Annotated in this window: 15 protein-coding genes; 7 read left to right on the forward strand and 8 right to left on the reverse strand. The window is 68.9% G+C overall.

Annotation, left to right across the window (positions count from 1 at the left end; all coding sequences use genetic code 11):
- The first annotated feature begins 13 nt into the window (after nucleotides 1-13).
- The 4 genes from ACZZ98_RS16525 to ACZZ98_RS16540 all read left to right on the forward strand — a co-directional run bounded on the left by ACZZ98_RS16525 (nucleotide 14) and on the right by ACZZ98_RS16540 (nucleotide 3,117).
- Nucleotides 14-481 (forward strand): iron chaperone, encoded by a 468-nt coding sequence (locus ACZZ98_RS16525; protein WP_463517264.1) that lies wholly within the window; start codon nucleotides 14-16, stop codon nucleotides 479-481.
- A gap of 91 nt (nucleotides 482-572) precedes the next feature.
- The gene (locus ACZZ98_RS16530; RefSeq protein WP_463517265.1) at nucleotides 573-1,349 is read left to right on the forward strand and encodes a methyltransferase domain-containing protein; all 777 of its coding nucleotides are present in this window, start codon (nucleotides 573-575) and stop codon (nucleotides 1,347-1,349) included.
- A gap of 8 nt (nucleotides 1,350-1,357) precedes the next feature.
- Nucleotides 1,358-2,611, forward strand: coding sequence for a DNA polymerase IV (gene dinB, locus ACZZ98_RS16535; protein ID WP_463517266.1), 1,254 nt, complete (start codon nucleotides 1,358-1,360; stop codon nucleotides 2,609-2,611).
- A gap of 110 nt (nucleotides 2,612-2,721) precedes the next feature.
- Nucleotides 2,722-3,117 (forward strand): DUF3040 domain-containing protein, encoded by a 396-nt coding sequence (locus ACZZ98_RS16540; protein WP_463517267.1) that lies wholly within the window; start codon nucleotides 2,722-2,724, stop codon nucleotides 3,115-3,117.
- A 170-nt stretch (nucleotides 3,118-3,287) separates the two neighbouring features.
- Here the strand turns inward: ACZZ98_RS16540 and ACZZ98_RS16545 are convergent, their stop codons facing one another.
- Both ACZZ98_RS16545 and ACZZ98_RS16550 read right to left on the reverse strand, forming a co-directional pair.
- Nucleotides 3,288-3,782 (reverse strand): DUF456 domain-containing protein, encoded by a 495-nt coding sequence (locus ACZZ98_RS16545; protein WP_463517268.1) that lies wholly within the window; start codon nucleotides 3,780-3,782, stop codon nucleotides 3,288-3,290.
- A 10-nt stretch (nucleotides 3,783-3,792) separates the two neighbouring features.
- Entirely contained in the window at nucleotides 3,793-4,011 is a 219-nt protein-coding gene (locus tag ACZZ98_RS16550) for a DUF7455 domain-containing protein (RefSeq protein ID WP_380089028.1), read from the reverse strand.
- A 291-nt stretch (nucleotides 4,012-4,302) separates the two neighbouring features.
- Between ACZZ98_RS16550 and ACZZ98_RS16555 the strand changes: the two genes are divergently transcribed.
- Both ACZZ98_RS16555 and ACZZ98_RS16560 read left to right on the forward strand, forming a co-directional pair.
- Nucleotides 4,303-6,450 carry a DNA gyrase/topoisomerase IV subunit B gene (locus ACZZ98_RS16555; RefSeq protein WP_463517269.1) on the forward strand — a complete coding sequence of 716 codons (2,148 nt, stop codon included), beginning with the start codon at nucleotides 4,303-4,305 and terminating at the stop codon, nucleotides 6,448-6,450.
- Between the two features lie 160 nt (nucleotides 6,451-6,610).
- A complete protein-coding gene (locus tag ACZZ98_RS16560) occupies nucleotides 6,611-8,083 on the forward strand; it encodes an APC family permease (protein ID WP_463517270.1) in 1,473 nt (490 codons plus the stop codon).
- A 103-nt stretch (nucleotides 8,084-8,186) separates the two neighbouring features.
- Here ACZZ98_RS16560 and ACZZ98_RS16565 read toward each other — a convergent pair whose 3' ends face one another.
- The 6 genes from ACZZ98_RS16565 to ACZZ98_RS16590 form a co-directional block, all read right to left on the reverse strand.
- The gene (locus ACZZ98_RS16565; protein ID WP_463517271.1) at nucleotides 8,187-9,206 is read right to left on the reverse strand and encodes a LacI family DNA-binding transcriptional regulator; all 1,020 of its coding nucleotides are present in this window, start codon (nucleotides 9,204-9,206) and stop codon (nucleotides 8,187-8,189) included.
- Between the two features lie 28 nt (nucleotides 9,207-9,234).
- Nucleotides 9,235-10,188 carry a carbohydrate ABC transporter permease gene (locus tag ACZZ98_RS16570; protein ID WP_463517272.1) on the reverse strand — a complete coding sequence of 318 codons (954 nt, stop codon included), beginning with the start codon at nucleotides 10,186-10,188 and terminating at the stop codon, nucleotides 9,235-9,237.
- A 3-nt stretch (nucleotides 10,189-10,191) separates the two neighbouring features.
- Complete coding sequence (locus ACZZ98_RS16575; RefSeq protein WP_463517273.1) at nucleotides 10,192-11,208, reverse strand: carbohydrate ABC transporter permease; 1,017 nt, start codon at nucleotides 11,206-11,208, stop codon at nucleotides 10,192-10,194.
- A gap of 112 nt (nucleotides 11,209-11,320) precedes the next feature.
- Nucleotides 11,321-12,700, reverse strand: a complete 1,380-nt coding sequence (locus ACZZ98_RS16580; RefSeq protein ID WP_463517274.1) for an ABC transporter substrate-binding protein — start codon at nucleotides 12,698-12,700, stop codon at nucleotides 11,321-11,323.
- 277 nt (nucleotides 12,701-12,977) lie between these two features.
- Nucleotides 12,978-15,344, reverse strand: a complete 2,367-nt coding sequence (locus tag ACZZ98_RS16585) for a DNA gyrase/topoisomerase IV subunit A (protein WP_463517275.1) — start codon at nucleotides 15,342-15,344, stop codon at nucleotides 12,978-12,980.
- 150 nt (nucleotides 15,345-15,494) lie between these two features.
- Nucleotides 15,495-16,157 (reverse strand): nitroreductase family protein, encoded by a 663-nt coding sequence (locus tag ACZZ98_RS16590; protein ID WP_463517276.1) that lies wholly within the window; start codon nucleotides 16,155-16,157, stop codon nucleotides 15,495-15,497.
- On the opposite strand from ACZZ98_RS16590, the gene ACZZ98_RS16595 reads away from it, so the two are divergent.
- A complete protein-coding gene (locus tag ACZZ98_RS16595) occupies nucleotides 16,156-18,822 on the forward strand; it encodes a bifunctional acetate--CoA ligase family protein/GNAT family N-acetyltransferase (protein ID WP_463517277.1) in 2,667 nt (888 codons plus the stop codon). The genes ACZZ98_RS16590 and ACZZ98_RS16595 overlap by 2 nt on opposite strands.
- Nucleotides 18,823-18,837 lie beyond the last annotated feature (15 nt).

The raw sequence follows: 18,837 nt of genomic DNA on the forward strand, positions 1-18,837 counted from the left end.
CTACGGTGCTTCCATGACCACCAGGACAGCAGCCACGAAGACCACGAAGACCACGACCAAGAGCGGCTTCAGCGCCGACGAGCGCGCCGCCATGAAGGAGCGCGCCAAGGAGCTGCGGGCCGAGGCCAAGGGCGAGAAGGACCGGGCCAAGGGCCTGGCCGACCTCGAGTCCAAGATCAAGGAGATGCCCGACGACGACCGAGCTCTCGCCGAGGCGATCCACCGGATCGTCACCGAGAACGCACCCGACCTCATGCCGAAGACCTGGTACGGCATGCCGGCCTACGCCAACGCCGACGGCAAGGTCGTCTGCTTCTTCAAGGCAGCCTCCAAGTTCGACGTCCGCTACTCGGAGCTCGGGTTCAACGAGGAGGCCGCCCTCGACGACGGCACGATGTGGCCGACGGTGTTCGCCATCACCGCGGTCAACGCCGCGAACGAGAAGCTCGTCGCGACACTCGTCAGGAAGGCGGTCGGCTGAGGACGCTGTCGTGCGCGGCAACTAGGCTGGTGGGGCGCGAGGCACCCGGCCGGTCGCACTGCCCCAGAGGCATCTGACGAGGAGGTGGATCGTGACCGAGGACGCGACGATCGCACGCCGCACCGGGGTCTCGACCTCACCACGGACAGCAGCCATGTGGGCGGCGGTCGACGAGGTCGTCCGCGCCCGCAGCGCCCTGCTCGGACGCCCCCTGCGGGTCATCGACCTCGGTGGCGGCACCGGCGGCCTCGCCGTCCCACTCGCCGTCGCCGGTCACGACGTCACGGTCGTCGACCCCAGCCCGGACGCCTTGGCCTCCCTGCGCCGTCGCGCCACCGAGGCCCAGGCGTCGTCGCGGGTCAGCGCCGTGCAGGGTGACGCCGAGACCTTGTCGTCCCTCGTGGGCCGCGACCGACCCGACCTCGTCCTGTGCCACGGCACCCTCGAGTACGTCGACGACCCGGAGGCGACCCTCGCCCAGATCGCCGAGGTTCTCGCGCCCTCCGGCATCCTCAGCCTCGTCGTCCCCCAGCGGTCCGCAGCCGTCATCGCCCGTGCCCTCGCCGGCCAGTTCGCCCAGGCTCGCGCGGCTCTCGACCGTCCCGATGGACGCTGGGGCGACGCCGATCCCGTCCCGCGCCGGTTCGACAGGGCAGGCGTCGTCGGCCTCCTCGAGGCCGCCGGCCTCACGATCACGGGCGCACACGGCATACGTCTCTTCAGCGACCTCGTCCCCTCGGCGCTCGTGGACTCCGACGCCGACCGCGCCGCACTCCTCGACCTCGAGCGTGCCGTGGCGGCCCACCCGGACTTCGCCGTCCTCGCTGACCTCGGCACCTCGCTGCACGTCATCGCCACCCGGCCCTGAGAGCGGCCATGAGCCGTCGCCAGTTCAGCCTCCCCGGTCGGTCCTCGAACGAGCCACCCGACGACACCGGGTGCACGATCCTGCACGTCGACATGGACGCCTTCTATGCCATGGCGACGTTGCTCTCGCACCCCGAGCTCGTCGGCACCCCCGTCATCATCGGCGGCGGCAACAGGGGAGTCGTCCTGTCTGCGACCTACGAAGCCCGCCGCTTCGGGGTGGCCTCGGCGATGCCGATGACGCGTGCGCGGCGGCTCTGCCCGCAGGCGACGGTCCTGCCGCCGGATCACCGCCTGTATGCCGCGATCTCGTCCGCGGTAATGGAGACCTTCCGCTCGGTGACCCCCGACATCGAGCCGTTGTCGCTCGACGAGGCCTTCCTCGACGTGTCGGGCGCCATCCGACGGCTGGGGTCGCCCGCCCTGATCGGGGCGCAGATCCGGGACACGATCCACGACGAGCAGGGCATCACCTGCTCGGTCGGGGTGGCGTCGACGAAGTTCGTGGCCAAGATCGCGTCCGGTCTGGCCAAGCCCGACGGCATGGTCGTCGTGCCGCGCGACGAGGTCATCCCCTTCGTCCAGCAGCTGCCCGTCGGCGCGCTGTGGGGAGTGGGGGAGAAGACCGAGGAGCAGCTCACCCGGCTCGGGCTGCGCACCGTCGCCGACATCGCGCACACCCCTCTGCCGACCCTCGTCCGTGGGCTGGGTGAGGCGACCGGCAACCACCTCTACGAGCTCGCCTGGGGACGTGACCCGCGGTCGGTGCAGCGGGAGCAGCGAGAGAAGAGCATCGGCGCCGACGAGACCTTCGAGTACGACATCGACGACCCGCGAGAGATCCACCGGCACCTGCTCAAGCTGAGCGACCGGGTCGCAGCGCGGCTCCGAGGGGCTCGGCTCACCGGCCGCACGGTGTCGATCAAGGTGAGGTTCTCGGACTTCACGACGATCACCCGGGCCCGCACGCTGCGCGAGCCGACCGACACCAGCCGTGAGATCTATGAGACCGCGACCTCGCTGTTCGACGCCCTCGGGCTGCAGCGGGCCCGGATCAGGCTCGTCGGCGTGCGGCTCGAGAAGCTGGTGGCGGTCGAGCAGGCTCCGATCCAGGGCATGCTCGGCGAGGCCGATCACGGGTGGCGGGACGCCGACCGGGCCGTCGACCGGGCGAGCGCCCGCTTCGGTGCGGGCTCCGTGCGACCTGCGAGTTTGATTGACCGGGGCCAACCTTCCCCCAGCGACGATCGGGACCTATCCTAGGAAGAACCAGCACCGCAGCTGGCGAAGCAACGAAACCGCGGCGCCAAGCGTTGTCATTGGTGGAAGATCAATGACACGACACCACCCACGCCGCACACCAGGAGGACGCCGTGCCGCTGTCAGAGCACGAGCAGCGAATGCTCGAGCAGTTGGAGCAGGCCCTGGTCGCCGAAGACCCCAAGTTCGCCTCCAGCATGGAGGGCACCCGACGCGGTGGCCCCACGCGTCTGCGGTGGATCATCGGCATCGTCGGTGTGCTCGTGGGTCTGGGTCTCGTCCTCGTGGGCATCCAGACGACGATGTGGGTCGGCGCGGCCGGCTTCGCGGTGATGGTCGCCGCCGTCGCGTTCGCCCTCACCCCGCCACGACGCGGCAAGCTCGCGGTCGTGCGCCACGACGGCTCGACCGGGCCGGCGTCGAGCGGGCGCAAGCAGAAGAGCGGATCCGGGTTCATGGACAAGCTCGACAACCGGTGGGACCGCCGAGGCCAGGACGGCTGGAACTAGGTCCGATCGACGGTCCTCGGACACGCGCACCTGGGCGGACGGCATACCGCCCGCAGTTGCCGCATCATCGGGTGACCCGATGATGGTCCGCTCGACCCCGGTTGGCAAGTCGGGTCGGCCGCCCCTTTATCGGGTCACCCAATAAAGGCGCGGCCTGAAGTGGGGCGCGGTCAGGTGGCGAGGACGCCGAGAACCCAGGTGACCGCGATGAGCAGTCCGGCGCAGAGCTCGATGCCCATGCTCGTGATGACGGCCCGGACTGCACTTCTGGTGCGTGCCCACGCCTGAGCGCGGTCCCGGCTGCGGCTCTGCTCGACGAGGAAGATCCCGAGCACGAAGCCGATGATGAAGCCGATGACTGGGATGACGAACATCCCGACGATGCCGAGGACGACGGCCAACAGGAGGGTGGTCGTCTTCACGCCCTGCTCGCGCAGGCGCCTGCCCGGCACGAGGAACTGGATCACGACGCCGGCGAGATAGATCGCCAGGCACACCCCGAAGAACGTCCAGGCCGTGGGGCCGCCGGTCTCGTAGGCCCACAGCAGCACGCCGAGCACGGCGAGCAGGAGGCCGGGGACGACCGGGACGACGATGCCGACGATCCCCACGAAGATGAGGATCGCCGGCACCCAGACGCTGGTGCCCTCCGGCAGGAGGTTCACGCGTGCGGCGTCAGACGTCGATGTCTGCGACGCTGGGCGGCTCCGTGAGCCGGTCGCTCTCGTCGGTGATGTCCGCGTGGTCGCGGAGCTTCGGAAGGTGCTCGCGCCCGTGGTGAGCGCAGAAGAGCAGCTCACCCCCGACGTGGAGCGTCGCCCGAACATAGGCCTGGGCACCGCAGCGGTCACAGCGGTCCGCAGCGGTCAGGGTGGGTGCCAGTGCGGTGGTCACATCGGCCTCCTCGGCTGATCTCGTCAGTTGCGCCCACGGCGGATGCGTGGGCGTCGAGCGTTGTAACAGTCAAACATGCCGACCTGTTCCTGCGCGGGAAGTGCTCGCGTTGTGACCGATCCGATGCCGACGACACGATTCTTCCCCACGGGTCGGACAGCGCGCCTCGGTGGGGTGGTCGGTGGCCGGAGCTAGCCTGAGCGCAACGCGAGGCAACACGCACGACGCGCTGACCAGCGGCACAGGCGGCATCCGCCTCCCGACCCCGCCACGCACGACCCGAAGGAACGCATGAGCCCCACGTCCCCGGCCAAGAAGGCCGCGACGAGCAAGACCTCGTCCGACTACAGCGCGCACCACCTCCAGGTCCTCGAGGGCCTCGAGGCCGTGCGCAAGCGGCCGGGCATGTACATCGGGTCGACCGACAGCCGCGGTCTCATGCACTGTCTCTGGGAGATCATCGACAACGCCGTCGACGAGGCCCTCGGTGGCCACGGTGACCGCATCGAGGTGATCCTGCACCAGGACGGCTCGGTCGAGGTCCGGGACGTCGCGCGTGGCATCCCCGTCGACATCGAGCCCCGCACCGGGCTCACCGGGGTCGAGGTCGTCTTCACCAAGCTGCACGCCGGTGGCAAGTTCGGTGGCGGGTCCTACACCGCCTCCGGAGGCCTCCACGGGGTGGGCGCCTCGGTCGTCAACGCCCTCTCCGCCCGCCTCGACGTCGAGGTCGACCGGGGTGGCAACACCTATGCGATGAGCTTCCGCCGCGGTGAGCCCGGCTACTTCCCCGACGTGGCGAGCGCCGACAAGAGCCCCGAGCACGAGTTCAAGCCCTACGAGCGGACCAGCGAGCTCGCGATCATCGGCAAGGCGAAGCGCGGTGTCACGGGCACGCGCATCCGCTACTGGGCCGATCCGCAGATCTTCATCAAGGACGCCGAGTTCGACTACGAGGGACTCGTCGCGCGCGCGCGGCAGACGTCGTTCCTCGTCCCCGGGCTCACCCTGATGATCCGCGACGAACGCCGGCTCCCCGGGACCGCGGGCGAGGCCGGTCCGCACGAGGAGGTCTTCTTCCACGACGGCGGCATCAGCGAGTTCGCCGAGTTCCTCGCACCCGACCCGTCGGTCACCGACGTGTGGCGGCTCCAGGGCACCGGCAGCTTCACCGAGACCGTGCCCGTCCTCGACTCCAAGGGCCACATGTCCCCGCAGGAGGTCGAGCGCGAGTGCGAGGTCGACATCGCGGTGCGCTGGGGCACCGGCTACGACGCCAGGATCAGCTCCTTCGTCAACATCATCGCGACGCCCAAGGGCGGCACGCACATGGTGGGCTTCGAGCAGGCCCTGCTCAAGGTCTTCCGCAAGCAGCTCGAGGTCAACGCCCGTCGCCTCAAGGTCGGCAGCGACAAGGTCGACAAGGACGACATCCTCGCGGGGCTCACGGCCGTGGTGACCGTGCGCCTCGCCGAGCCCCAGTTCGAGGGTCAGACCAAGGAGGTGCTCGGCACCAACGCCGTGCGCGCCATCGTCGGCCGAGTCGTCGAGAAGGAGCTCACCACCAACCTCACGTCGACCAAGCGCGGCGAGAAGCAGCAGGCGGCCATGCTCCTCGAGAAGGTCACTGCCGAGATGAAGTCGCGCATCAGTGCGCGGTTGCACAAGGAGACCCAGCGCAAGAAGAACGCGCTCGAGACCTCGTCGCTGCCGGCCAAGCTCGCTGACTGCCGGAGCAACGACGTCGACCGCACCGAGCTCTTCATCGTCGAGGGTGACAGCGCCCTCGGCACCGCCAAGCTGGCCCGCGACTCCGACGTCCAGGCGCTCCTGCCCATCCGGGGCAAGATCCTCAACGTCCAGAAGGCCTCACTGACCGACATGCTCGGCAACGCCGAGTGCGCCGCGATCATCCAGGTGCTGGGCGCCGGTTCGGGGCGGACGTTCGACCTCGAGTCCACGCGCTACGGCAAGGTCATCATCATGACCGACGCCGACGTCGACGGCGCCCACATCCGCACCCTGCTGCTCACCCTGTTCTTCCGCTACATGCGGCCCCTCGTGGAGGCGGGGCGGGTGTATGCCGCGGTGCCACCACTGCATCGCATCGAGGTGTCGGGCGTGGGGGCGCGCAAGGGCGAGCTCATCTACACCTACTCCGAGGGAGAGATGCGCAAGACCGTCGCCTCCCTCACGAGGAAGGGCCGCAACATCAAGCAGCCCATGCAGCGCTACAAGGGGCTGGGCGAGATGGACGCCGACCAGCTGGCCGAGACCACCATGGACCCGCGCCACCGCACCCTGCGCAAGGTCACGATGGCCGACGCCGAGAAGGCCGAGCAAATCTTCGAGCTGCTCATGGGCAACGAGGTGGCGCCGCGCCGCGACTTCATCGTGCAGGGCTCGGCCCGGCTCGACCGGGAGCGCATCGACGCCTGAGCCGGCCACACCTCACTTTCGCCGTGGATGGAGGCTCACGGAACGCATTCGGCGAACTCACGGCATACCGGCGCGTTTGCGTTGCCCTGAGCCGTGATCTGGGCCACAGTAAGCCGATACAGGCGTCGGACACCCGGGGCCGCATCAGGAGGGCGTGCACATGAGTGGTCACATCGACGATCGCGGCGACACGGGAGTGATCGACGCACCACGCAACGGAGAGCCCGAGCTCAACCGGGTCATGGGACCCAAGCTGCTCCTGCTCTTCATTGTCGGTGACATCCTCGGGACAGGTGTCTACGCCCTGACCGGCACCGTCGCGGGTGAGGTCGGCGGTGCGGCCTGGGCCCCATTCCTCGTCGCGTTCGTCATTGCGACGATCACGGCCTTCTCCTACCTCGAGCTCGTGACGAAGTACCCGCAGGCGGCCGGTGCAGCGCTCTACACGCATAAGGCCTTCGGAGTGCACTTCGTGACGTTCATCGTGTGCTTCGCGGTGATGTGCTCGGGCATCACCTCGGCCTCGACCGCGTCCAACGCCTTCGCGGGCTTCCTGCGCGACGGCCTCGGGACGGAGTGGGAGGCGGGAAGCACGCCCCTGCTCATCATCGCGCTCGGCTTCATGGCGCTCGTCGCGGCGATCAACTTCCGCGGGGTCAGCGAGAGCGTCAAGGCCAACGTCGTCCTGACGATGGTCGAGCTCTCGGGTCTGCTCCTCATCATCTTCATCGGCCTGTATGCCGTGACCCAGGGCAAGGCGGACTTCTCACGGGCCGTCGTCTTCGACAGCCCGAGCGACAAGAGCACGTTCTTCGCCATCACCGCAGCCACGTCACTCGCGTTCTTCGCCATGGTCGGCTTCGAGGACTCGGTCAACATGGCCGAGGAGACCAAGGACCCGGTCCGGGACTTCCCGCGGGTCATGCTTACCGGCCTCGGCATCACCGGCCTCATCTACGTCCTCGTCTCGATCACGGCCGTCGCACTCGTGCCCGTGGGGGAGCTGGCGAACCCCGACAACGAGTCGGCCCTCACCCAGGTCGTGGCGGCGGGCGCACCCAACGTCCCGTTCGACAAGGTGTTCCCGTTCATCGGCATGTTCGCCGTGGCCAACTCGGCGCTGATCAACATGCTCATGGCCAGCCGCCTGCTCTACGGCATGGCCAAGCAGGAGGTGCTCCCGCCGTTCCTCGGCAAGGTGCACGCCGAGCGCCGGACCCCGTGGGCGGCCATCCTCTTCACCACGGCCATCTCCTTCGGGCTCATCTACTTCGTGTCGACCCGGTCGGACTCGCCGATCATCGCGGCACTGGGTGGCACCACTGCGCTGCTGCTGCTCGGGGTGTTCAGCATCGTCAACGTCTGCGTGCTCGTCCTGCGCAAGGACAAGATCAACCGGAAGCACTTCGTCGCCCCGACGGCGCTGCCCATCATCGGCGCCATCGTCTGCGCGTTCTTCGTGGGTCCGTGGACCGGGCGTGACACGATCCAGTACAAGATCGCGGGGGGCCTCTTGGCCATCGGAGTCGTCCTGTGGGCGATCACGTGGCTGGCCAACCGGTTCTTCTTCGCCAAGAAGACCTACATGCGTGACCCGGAGGAGCTCGGCGACCCCGACCACGCTCGCCACTGAGGCCGGCGCCGCCTGACCGAGGCCTCGCGAGACGTCACCGTGCCCCCAGGACCTTCCTGGGGGCACAGTCTTGTCTGCGTGACGGGTCGTAGGGGTGGCGGAGTCAGGAGCTGGGCGGGGGCGGCGCCGTGCTTCCTCGCACGATGAGCTCCGTGGGCACGACGACCTCGGTCGTGCCGCCACCTGGGGTGTCGACCCCCAAGGCCCGCAGGAGGATCTCGGCAGCCTCACGGCCCTGGGCGGCGACGTCCTGGCGCACCGTCGTCAGGCCGAGCACGTTGCTGAGGACGTGGTCGTCGACACCGATGACGGAGAGGTCCTCAGGGACGCGGAGGCCCTCGGCCCGTGCCGCGGCCATCGCGCCCATCGCCATCTCGTCCGAGGCGGCAGCCAGGGCGGTGGGTCGGTCCGCCGACGCCAGCAGGGTCCGCGTGTCCGCCGCGGCACTGTCCGCGGTCCAGTCGGACTCCAGGATCCAGTCCGGGTGCTCCTGGAGCCCGTGTGCGCGCATGACGTCCCGGAACGCGTCCAGGCGCGCCTGCGGGGTCTGGATGTGCGCCGCGTTGGACGGGACGGTGCCGATGTAGGCGATGCGCTGGTGCCCCAGGGACACCAGGTGCTCGGTGGCGGTGCGCATCGCGAGGTCCTCGTCGATGCGGACGTTGGGCCGGTCGGCGACCGGGGTCCCGATGGCGACGAGGGGCAGGCCGAGACGGTCGACGAGCTCGAGCTCCTGCACGGTCAGGGGCAGGTTGAGGGTGATGACACCGTCGACGCGCTTCCACAGCATGTTCTGCGACAGCGGGAGCCGCTGGTCGTAGGTGTCGTCCTCGAGGTCGAAGAGCAGGACGTGGTGTCCGTGCTGCCGCAGGGTCTTCTCGATGGCACTCACGAGGGTCGCAAAGAACCACCGGGTGAGGAAGGGCGCCACGACTCCGACGACCTGGGTGCGTCCGGACGCGAGTGACGTCGCCGTCGGGCTGGCGACGTAGTCGAGCTCCGTGGCCACCTTGAACACCCGCTCACGGGTGCGCGGGCTCACCCGGTCGAGCCCACGGAGGGCGCGGGAGACCGTGGCCACGGAGACCCCGGCCTCCCGCGCAACATCTGTGATCGTGCTCATCCGCCGGCGGCGGTCTGGAGCAGTCATGTCAGCCCTTCAGGCCGCCTGCGAGGAGGCCTCGGACGAAGAACCGCTGCAGGGCCAGGAACACGGCGACGGGGACGATCATCGAGATGAACGCACCGGCCGACAGGAGGTACCAGGCACTGCCGCGAGATCCGGAGAGCTCGGCCACCCGCACGGTGATCGGCGCGACGTCCGGCGATCCTCCGAGGAAGATCAACGAGACGAGCAGGTCGTTCCAGACCCAGAGGAACTGGAAGATCCCGAACGCCGCCAGAGCCGGGGTGAGCAGGGGAAGCATGATCTTGAAGAAGATCGTCACGTGCCCGGCTCCGTCGACGCGAGCCGCCTCCATCAGCTCGCCCGGGAGCTCGCGCATGAAGTTGTGGATCAGGAAGGTCGCGAGTGGCAAGGCGAAGATCGTGTGAGACAGCCACACGCTCCAGTAGGACGCCCCGAACCCCAGCTTGTTGGTGTAGATGTCGAGCAGGGGGATGAGGGCGATCTGCAGAGGGACGATCTGGAGGGCGAACACTGCGACGAAGATCGCGTCGCGCCCTCGGAACGGCATCCAGGCGAAGGCGTAGGCCGCCAGCGAGGCGAGGAAGAGCGGTAGAAGCACCGCCGGGACGGTGATGACGATGGTGTTGATGAAGTACTGGCTCAGGCTCGCGGAGGTGCCCGGTGCGAGGGCCTGGCGGTAGTTCTCCAGCGTGAAGGCGCCAGGGTCGGTCAGGGCCGTCCACCAGCCACTGCGGTTGATGTCGCGCTGGCTGCGGAACGACGTCACGAGCAGACCGAGGGTGGGCGTCGTCCACAGGACGGCGATGACGACCGCGACGAGCGAGGCCCAGCGTGAGTTCAGGGCTCCGGCGGCGTCGCCGCTGGCTGCCTTCTTGGCCTTCTTCGGCTTGTTCGGCGGCTCGAGATCCGTGGGTTCGAACGACTCGGGAAGCGCGCCCGTCTGGACAGTGCTCACGGCTCAAGCCTCCTTGCGCATCTGGACGATGTTGTAGATGACGATGGGGACGACCAGGACGAAGAGCAGCACCGCGAGGGCCGCCCCGAGGCCGGGCGCGTCATACCGGAAGCTCTGGTTGTAGAACTCGTTGGCGACGACCGAGGTGTCGAACTGACCAGCGGTCATGGTCCGGACGATGTCGAACACCTTGAGCGTGCCGATGCCGATCGTCGTCAGCACGACGACGAGGGCTGCCCGGATGCTCGGCAGGGTGATGTGACGGAACATCTTCAGACCACCGACACCGTCAAGGCGAGCGGCCTCGATGATGTCGTCGGGGATCGACTTGATCGCCGCCGACAGGATGGTCATGGCAAACCCAGCTTGGATCCACACCATGACGATGATGAGCATGAACGTGTTGCGCGGGGCGTCGAGGAGGAACTGCTGGGTCTCGAAGCCCAGGCTCTTCACGATCTGGTTGAGCAGGCCGATCTGGGGACGCTCGGTCTGCTTGTACTGGTAGACGAACTTCCAGATGATGCCGGCGCCCACCATCGAGATCGCCATGGGGAGGAAGATGAGTGCCTTGGCGAACGCCTCACCTCGGGCCCGGTCGATCAGGATCGCATAGAGCAGGCCGATCGCGGTCGCGAGGAACGGCACGAGGATGACCCACAGCGCGGTGTTGCGCAGCACGATGAGGAGCTCGGGCTGGGTGAACATCGCCCCGTAGTTGTCGAGCGTGAAGCCACCCTCGCCCGTCTTGCCGCGCAGCGACTGGATGATGGTGAGGACGGCGGGGTACAGGAGGCCGACCGCGAGGAGGAAGACGGCCGGGAAGACGAAGAGCGCGCCCTGGGTCCGCTCTCCCTTGCGTCCGTTGAATCGCGAGGCCAGCAGGAGGATGAGGCCGAACACTGCGGCGAAGACGGCCACCGCGAAGAACATGAGGAAGAACTTGCCGGCCGTGCTCTCGGCACGAAGCAACGGCTCTGGGATTGCGGACGGCGCGGTGCTCAGCAGGCTCGCGACCATGACTCCACCTCCTGGGTGAGGGTGCAGAAGAAGGGAAGCCGGGGTGGGGTGGGATGCCACCCCACCCCGGCTGGTGACCGTTCAGGTCCGGGATTCGGACCGAGGAGTCAGGTCAGGACTTGGGCCAGGAGTTCTCGATGAAGTCGAGAGTGGCCTTGTCGTCCTGTCCGGTGATCCAGTTGGTCATGCCCTTCCAGAACGTTCCCGAACCCACGGCTCCCGGCATGAGGTCGGACCCGTCGAAGCGGAACGTCGCACTCTTGTCGGTGAGCTGCTCGGCCGACAGCGCGTCGACGGCGTTCTTGAGCAGCGACACGTCGGCGTTCTTGTTGGCGGTCACGCAACCACCGGATCCGCAGGTCCTGGCGCGCTCGTCCGCCCACTCGACGGAGGAGAGGTACGTCTGGAAGGCCTTGACCTCGGGGCGGTCGGCGAAGGCTGTGGTGAACTCGCCACCACCGAGGACCGGACGAGTGCTCTCGTCCTTGGACGGCAGGTAGAAGGCCCAGACGTCGCCGTCCTCGGCGACCTTGGTGCCCTCGGGCCAGTTGGCGGCGTAGAACGACGCCTGGCGGTGCATGTAGCAGGCGTTGTCGAGGATGGGCAGACCCGCGTCCTGGAAGGACGTCGAGGCGATCGTCTTCACGTCACCCTGTCCACCGTTGACGTACTTCGGGTTCTTGAGGATCTTGCCGACCTCGGCGAGAGCCGTCGCGACCGCGGGGTCGTTGAACGGGATCTCGTGCTTGACCCACTTGTCGTAGGTCTCGGGACCCGCCGTGCGGAGCATGACGTCCTCGACCCAGTCGGTCGCCGTCCACCCGGTGGCGTCACCGGACTCGATGCCCGCGCACCACGGCTTGCTGTCGGGGTTGTCGGTCGCGATCTTCTCGCTCAGCGTGAGCAGCTCGTCCCACGTCTTGGGGATCTCGTAGCCCTTCTCCTCGAAGGCAGAGGGGGAGTACCAGACGAAAGACTTGACGTTGGCGCCGAGGGCGGCGGCGTAGAACTTGCCGTCGACGGTGCCGTACTCCTTGAAGTCGGGCATGTTCTTGTCGACGTTGGCCACGGTCTCCGGCGGGGCCGGGATGACCTTGCCGGTGGCGACCATCGTCTTGAGGAGGCCGGGCTGCGGCAGGTAGGCGATGTCGGGGGCGTTGCCGCCCTTGACCCGCACGGGCAGCTGCGCCTCGAACTCCTTGGAGCCTTCGTACTTGATCTCGACGCCGGTGCAGTCCTCGAACGGCTTGTACGAGTTGATGTGCGGCTCGTCCTCGGGCGCGGTGATCGAGGTGTAGACCGAGACCGTCTTGCCCTTGAGGTCGCCGAACGCCTCGTAGGGCGCGCAGTCGATCGAGCTCTTGTCTCCGCTGGCACCGGCGTCGGTGCTGCCGCCGCCGTCGTCCGAGGAGCCGCAGGCCGCGACGCTCAGGGAAACCGCGACAATGCTGGCGAACGCCAGTGCTGTGCGGCGCTGTGATTTGTGGGCCATGCCCGCCTCCATCTGTTCAAGGGGACGCGCCGTGGCCATCACTGACCCTCGGCGCTGAGGTGATTCGTTCGAAGTGTAAAAGCGGTTACATGTCCGGTGGAACGTCTTTGCTGTCATTCGTCGGTCACGATCCAGTAACACGACCGAAACTGCTCTGCGAGTATGCCGTTCGCTCACCTTCGCGCAGTGACGGCCGGTTTCGCGGGTCCTCGCACCGTCATGAGCCGCAACCCGACGTCCGGCGTCTCAGCCCGCGGACTCCTTGCACACGGGGGGCTCAGGAGGGTGAGGAGCCGATGCCGGTGATCACGGCCGAGCCCTGGACACCTGAACCGTCGCGCCGCCCGTTGGCCTGCGGCAGCTCGAGGGCCACGCCGCCGGCACCGCTGGCGCGAGCAGGGGTGGCGCCGACCCAGGCAAGCACGAGGGTGTCCTCGCCCTTGAGGAAGCGGTGCGCCCGCACGCCGCCGGTGCCCCGCCCCTTGGCGGGGTACTCGGACAGGGGAGTGGCCTTGATGGCTCCGGGCTGGGTGCCGGGCAGGGCGTCGGCGGACCCGCTGGCGGTGACGACGACGGCTTCGCGAGCCGGGTCGACGACGCCGAAGAAGGCCACCCGCTCACGGGGGGTGACCCGCACGCCGGCGATGCCTCCGCCGGAGCGGCCCTGCGGGCGGACGGCGCTCGCCGGGAACCGCAGGAGCTGGGCGTCGGTGGTGACGAAGACGAGGTCCTCGTCACCGGTGACGACCTGGCCGGCCCCGACCACGGTGTCGCCGTCCCTAAGGGAGATGACCTCCCAGTCGTGGGACTTGGGCTGGTCGGCAGTCACCCGCTTGACGATGCCCTGCGCGGTGCCGAGCGCGAGGCCCGGACCGTCGGGGTCGAGCGAGACGACCGTGATCGGCTCCTCACCACGGGGGAGGTCGACGTAGGCCGCGAGCGGTGCCCCGCCGGAGAGGCTCGGTGCACCACCGAGCGGCGGCAGGGTCGGCAGCTCGAGCGCGCTGATGCGGATCATCCGGCCGCGGCTCGTGACGAGACCGACCTCGCCGCGAGCCGTCGTGCGCACGGCCGCGATGACGGCGTCGTGCTTGGCGCGCGGGCCCTCTGACGGGATGGGGTCGTCGGTCCCGGTGCGAGCGAGCAGCCCGGTGGAGGAGAGGAGCACCCAGCACGGGTCGTCGCTCACCTCGAGCGGGGCCGCGGTGCTCACCGGGTTGCCGGCCGACTCGAGCAGCACGGTGCGCCTTGGTGTGCCGTGCTGCTTGGCGACCTCGGCCAGCTCGCTCGACACGGTCTTGTGGAGCAGCTTCTCGTCGCCGAGGATCGCCTCGAGCTCCTCGATGCGCCTGCGCAGGTCGTCACGCTGGGTCTCGAGCTCGAGGCGCGAGAACTTGGTCAGGCGGCGCAGCTGCAGGTCAAGGATGTGGTTGGCCTGGACCTCGCTGAGGTCGAAGACGCTCATGAGGCGGGACCGGGCCGTGGCCGTGTCCTCGCTCGTGCGGATGAGCTGGATGACCTCGTCGATGTCGAGGATCGCGATGAGGAGGCCCTCGACGAGGTGGAGCTGGTCCTGGGCCTTGCGCAGCCGGTATGCCGTCCGGCGCCGGACGACGTCGATGCGGAACTCGACGTAGTGGCGCAGGAGGTCCTTGAGGCCGAGCGTCTGCGGCTGGCCGTCGACCAGCGCGACGCTGTTGATGCCGAACGAGTCCTCCATCGGCGTGAGCTTGAAGAGCTGCTCGAGGACGGCCTCAGGGTGGAAGCCGTTCTTGACCTCGATGACGAGCCGCAGGCCGTGCTTGCGGTCGGTGAGGTCCTTGACGTCGCTGATGCCCTGGAAGCTCTTGCCCTGGACGAGCGTCTTCATCCGCTCGATGACCTTCTCGGGGCCGACGAGGTAGGGCAGCTCGGTGACGACGATGCCGGACCTGCGAGGGGTGAGCTTCTCGATCCGCGTGGTGGCGCGCGTCCTGAAGCTGCCCTTGCCGGTGAGGTAGGCGTCGCGGATGCCGTCGAGCCCGACGATCTTGCCGCCCAGCGGCAGGTCGGGCCCGGGGACGAACTTCATGAGGTCGTCGAGGCTGCAGTCGGGGTGGGCGATGAGGTGCCTGGCCGCGCCGATCACCTCGACGAGGTTGTGCGGAGGCATGTTCGTCGCGAAGCCGACGGCGATGCCGCTCACGCCGTTGACGAGCAGGTTGGGATAGGCCGCCGGCAGCACGCCTGGCTGGAGCAGCTGGTCGTCGTAGTTGGGGACGAAGTCGACGGTGTCCTCGTCGAGACCGGCGGTCATGACGAGCGCGGCGGGTGCGAGCCGCGCCTCGGTGTAGCGCGACGCGGCCGGCCCGTCGTCGAGCGAGCCGAAGTTGCCGTGGCCGTCGACCAGCGGCAGGCGCATCGTGAACGGCTGTGCCATGCGGACGAGGGCGTCATAGATGGCGGTGTCGCCGTGCGGGTGGTACTTGCCCATGACGTCGCCGACGACGCGCGAGGACTTGACGTGGCCGCGGTCGGGGCGCAGGCCCATCTCGCTCATCGAGTAGAGGATGCGGCGCTGCACCGGCTTGAGCCCGTCGCGCACGTCCGGGAGCGCGCGCGAGTGGATGACCGACACGGAGTACTCGAGGAAGGCGTTCTGCATCTCGAGCCCCACGTCGATGTCGACGATGTGCTCGGCGACCTCTTCGGCGTCTCCGGTGGGGAGCTGGTGCGTTTTGCCATGGGTGGGCGGTCTACCTCAGTCGGGTTCGGTGCCTCGCGGACGCGGCGCGAGCGATCACTGCATCCTCCCTCAGCGCTCTGACGTCCCCGCAGCCGACGCGCCGAAGGTGCCGTGGTGGAGGACGTCACCCAGAGGACGACGTCCCCTCCGGAGCGACGGACTCCTCACCCGTCTGGCCTCGTGACCCAGTGCGATGACGCCGACGAGCCGCCGACCGGGCGGGACGGCATACGCCGCTCTGACCGCGTCGTGACGCCCGGCCGGGACACCGAAGAAGAGCGCACCCAGTCCGGCGTCGACCGCCCCGAGCAGGATGATCATCGCGGCCATCGCGGTGTCGGTGTCCCAGTAGGGGATCGGCCACCGGTCCAGCGAGCGGTCGGTCCAGCCCTTGTCCGGCTCGGCATAGCGATCGAGGTATGCCGCCGGGTCGGCGAGCATGACGAGCAGGACCGGCGCTGCCGAGACTCCGCGCAGCCATCCGTCCGGCTCGCCCTCGCGCTCGCGACTCACCTCCCAGAACCGCTCTCGGTCCTGCGCACCGGTGAGGGCGAGCACGTCCCACCCCTGGGTGTGGCCGGCGCTCGGAGCGCGCTGGGCGAGCGCGACGAGCCGCTCGACGGTCTCGAGCGGGACGGCGCGGTCGGCGTCGAAGCGTCGCACCATCCGTCGCCGCGACACCGCCTCGGTCAGGTCCATGGCGTCCATCGTGCCGTGCCACGATGGGCGCATGAGCGAGGACCTCGATCTCCCGCCGGGCTACCCGGTGCAGTGGGAGGCCGACGTCGTGCTCCGCGACGGCAGCGTCGGACACCTGCGACCCATCCTGCCCAGCGACGAGGAGGGCATCCACGCCTTCCACGCCAAGCAGTCCGACGAGTCGATCTACCTGCGCTTCTTCGCTCCTCTCCGGCGGCTGTCGGACAAGGACGTCCACCGGTTCACCCACGTGGACTACTACGACCGCGTCGCCCTCGTCCTCACGCTCAGCGACGAGATCATCGGCATCGGGCGCTACGACCGCGTGGAGGCGACCTCCGCCGAGGTCGCCTTCAACGTCAGCGACCACTACCAGGGCCGTGGCATCGGCTCGGTCCTCCTCGAGCACCTCGCCGCCATCGCCCAGGAGTTCGGGATCTCCCGCTTCACGGCCGAGGTCCTGCCGCAGAACCGCAAGATGCTCACGGTCTTCTCGGAGGCCGGCTACGAGGTGAGCCGCAAGGTCGAGGACGGTGTCGTCGCGCTGCACTTCGACATCGAGCCGACCGACCGGTCCAAGGCCGTCGCCATGTCGCGAGAGCACCGCGCCGAGGCGATCAGCGTCAAGCGGATGCTGCGGCCGAGCACCGTGGCCGTCATCGGCGCCGGGCGGTCGCCACAGTCCATGGGCCACCACTTCCTCAAGAATCTCCTCGACAGCGGTTTCACCGGAGAGGCGCACCCCGTCAACCGCAACGCCACGACGATCCTGGGGCGGACGGCATACGACACGATCGGTGACGTCCCCGGTCACGTGGACCTCGCGGTCATCGCGGTGCCCGCCGACAAGGTGCTCAAGGTCGTGGACGAGTGCGCGGAAGCCGACGTCGACGCCCTCCTCATCGTCAGCGCCGGCTTCGGCGAGGGCGGAGGAGCGGGCGGTGACGAGCTCCAGGCCGAGCTCGTGCGTCGGGCGCGAGGGTCGGGCATGCGCATCGTCGGACCCAACTCGTTCGGCCTCATCAACACCGACCCGTCGCTGTCCCTCAACGCGTCGCTGTCGCCCGAGATGCCGCCGGCGGGGCACCTCGGACTCTTCGCGCAGTCCGGCGCCCTGGGCATCGCGGTCCTCGCGTCCGCAGCCCGCCGCAGACTGGGCATCTCGACGTTCGCGTCGGCAGGCAACCGGGTCGACGTCTCCGGCAACGACTTCATGCAGTACTGGATCGACGATGCCGACACCCATGCGGTCGGGCTCTACCTGGAGTCGATGGGCAACCCGCGCAAGTTCTCACGGATCGCGCGCAACCTCGGCCGGATCAAGCCCGTCATCGTCGTCCAGTCCGGCGTGTCGGCCTATGGCACGCCGCCAGGTCACCGGGTCCGCCGCACCAAGGTGAGGCCGGCCGTCTTCGGCGCCATGCTGCGCCAGGCGGGTTGCATCCGGGTGTCCAACGTCCACCAGATGTTCGACGTGGCCCAGCTCGTCGTCCACCAGCCGCTGCCGGCCGGGCGTCGCGTCGCGATCGTCGGCAACTCGTCGGCGCTGGGTGCCCTCTCTGCCGGCGCGGTGGCAGGACGCGGGTTGACCGTGACCCATGGACCGGTGAACCTGCCGTCCGAGGCCACGGCCCAGCAGTTCCGCGAGGCCCTGACCGAGGCCTTCGCCGACCCAGACGTGGACTCGGTGCTCACCTGCTTCATCCCGCCGATCGTCGCGCACGACGAGGATGTCACCGAGGCGGTCCGCTCAGCAGCCCGAGACTCCGACAAGACCTGTGTAGCAACCTTTCTCGGCATGCGGGGGGTCAACTCCTCCACCTCCATGGACGAGGGTGGGACCGGGCAGGCGATCCCCATCTACGCGATGCCGGAGGACGCGGCCTACGCCCTCGCCAAGGCCACGAAGTATGCCGAGTGGCGCAACAAGGACCACGGCGTCCCGGTCGCTCCGGCGGGGATCAACCGGCGCGTGGCCGAGGACGTCGTCCAGACGGTGCTGTCGGTGAGTCCGGAGGGACGACGACTGGACCCTGACGAGACGTTCGCCCTCCTCACGGCATACGGCATCGAGGTGTGGCCCTCCCGGCGGGTGTCGACCGTCGAGGAAGCCGTCGAGGCGGCCGACGACATCGGCTACCCGGTCGTGCTCAAGTCCACGGCACCGATGCTGCGTCACCAGGGCGGCATCACCGGGGTGCGCGTCGACCTCGCTGGCGAGCAGTCGGTGCGCGAGGCCTGGGCCTCGCTGAGCGAGCGCCTCTCGCCCCTGGCTGCCGGGCAGCTCGAGGTGCAGCGCATGGCGACCCCGGGCGTGGCCTGCGTCGTCACCGCGGACGAGGACCCGCTCTTCGGTCCCGTCGTGAGCTTCGGTGTCGCGGGCCTGCCGACCGAGCTGCTCGACGACATCGCCCACCGCATCCCGCCACTCACCGACGTCGCCGTCTCCGAGCTGATCTCGTCGGTCAAGGCGGCCCCCGTGCTGCACGGCCACCGTGGCTCCACGCCGGTGCACCGCGCGGCGCTCGCCGACCTCATCGCCCGCGTGTCCGTCATCAGTGACGACATGCCCGAGATCGCCTCGCTGCGCCTCAACCCGGTCAACGCCCACCCCGGCGGGGTCGAGGTGCTCGGGGCCGAGGTGACCCTCGCGCCGACGGCCCGGCGCACGGACCCGGGGCGTCGCTCGCTCACCTGAGCCCGGTGTCGGGGG

This window comes from Knoellia sp. AC549 (assembly GCF_979258975.1).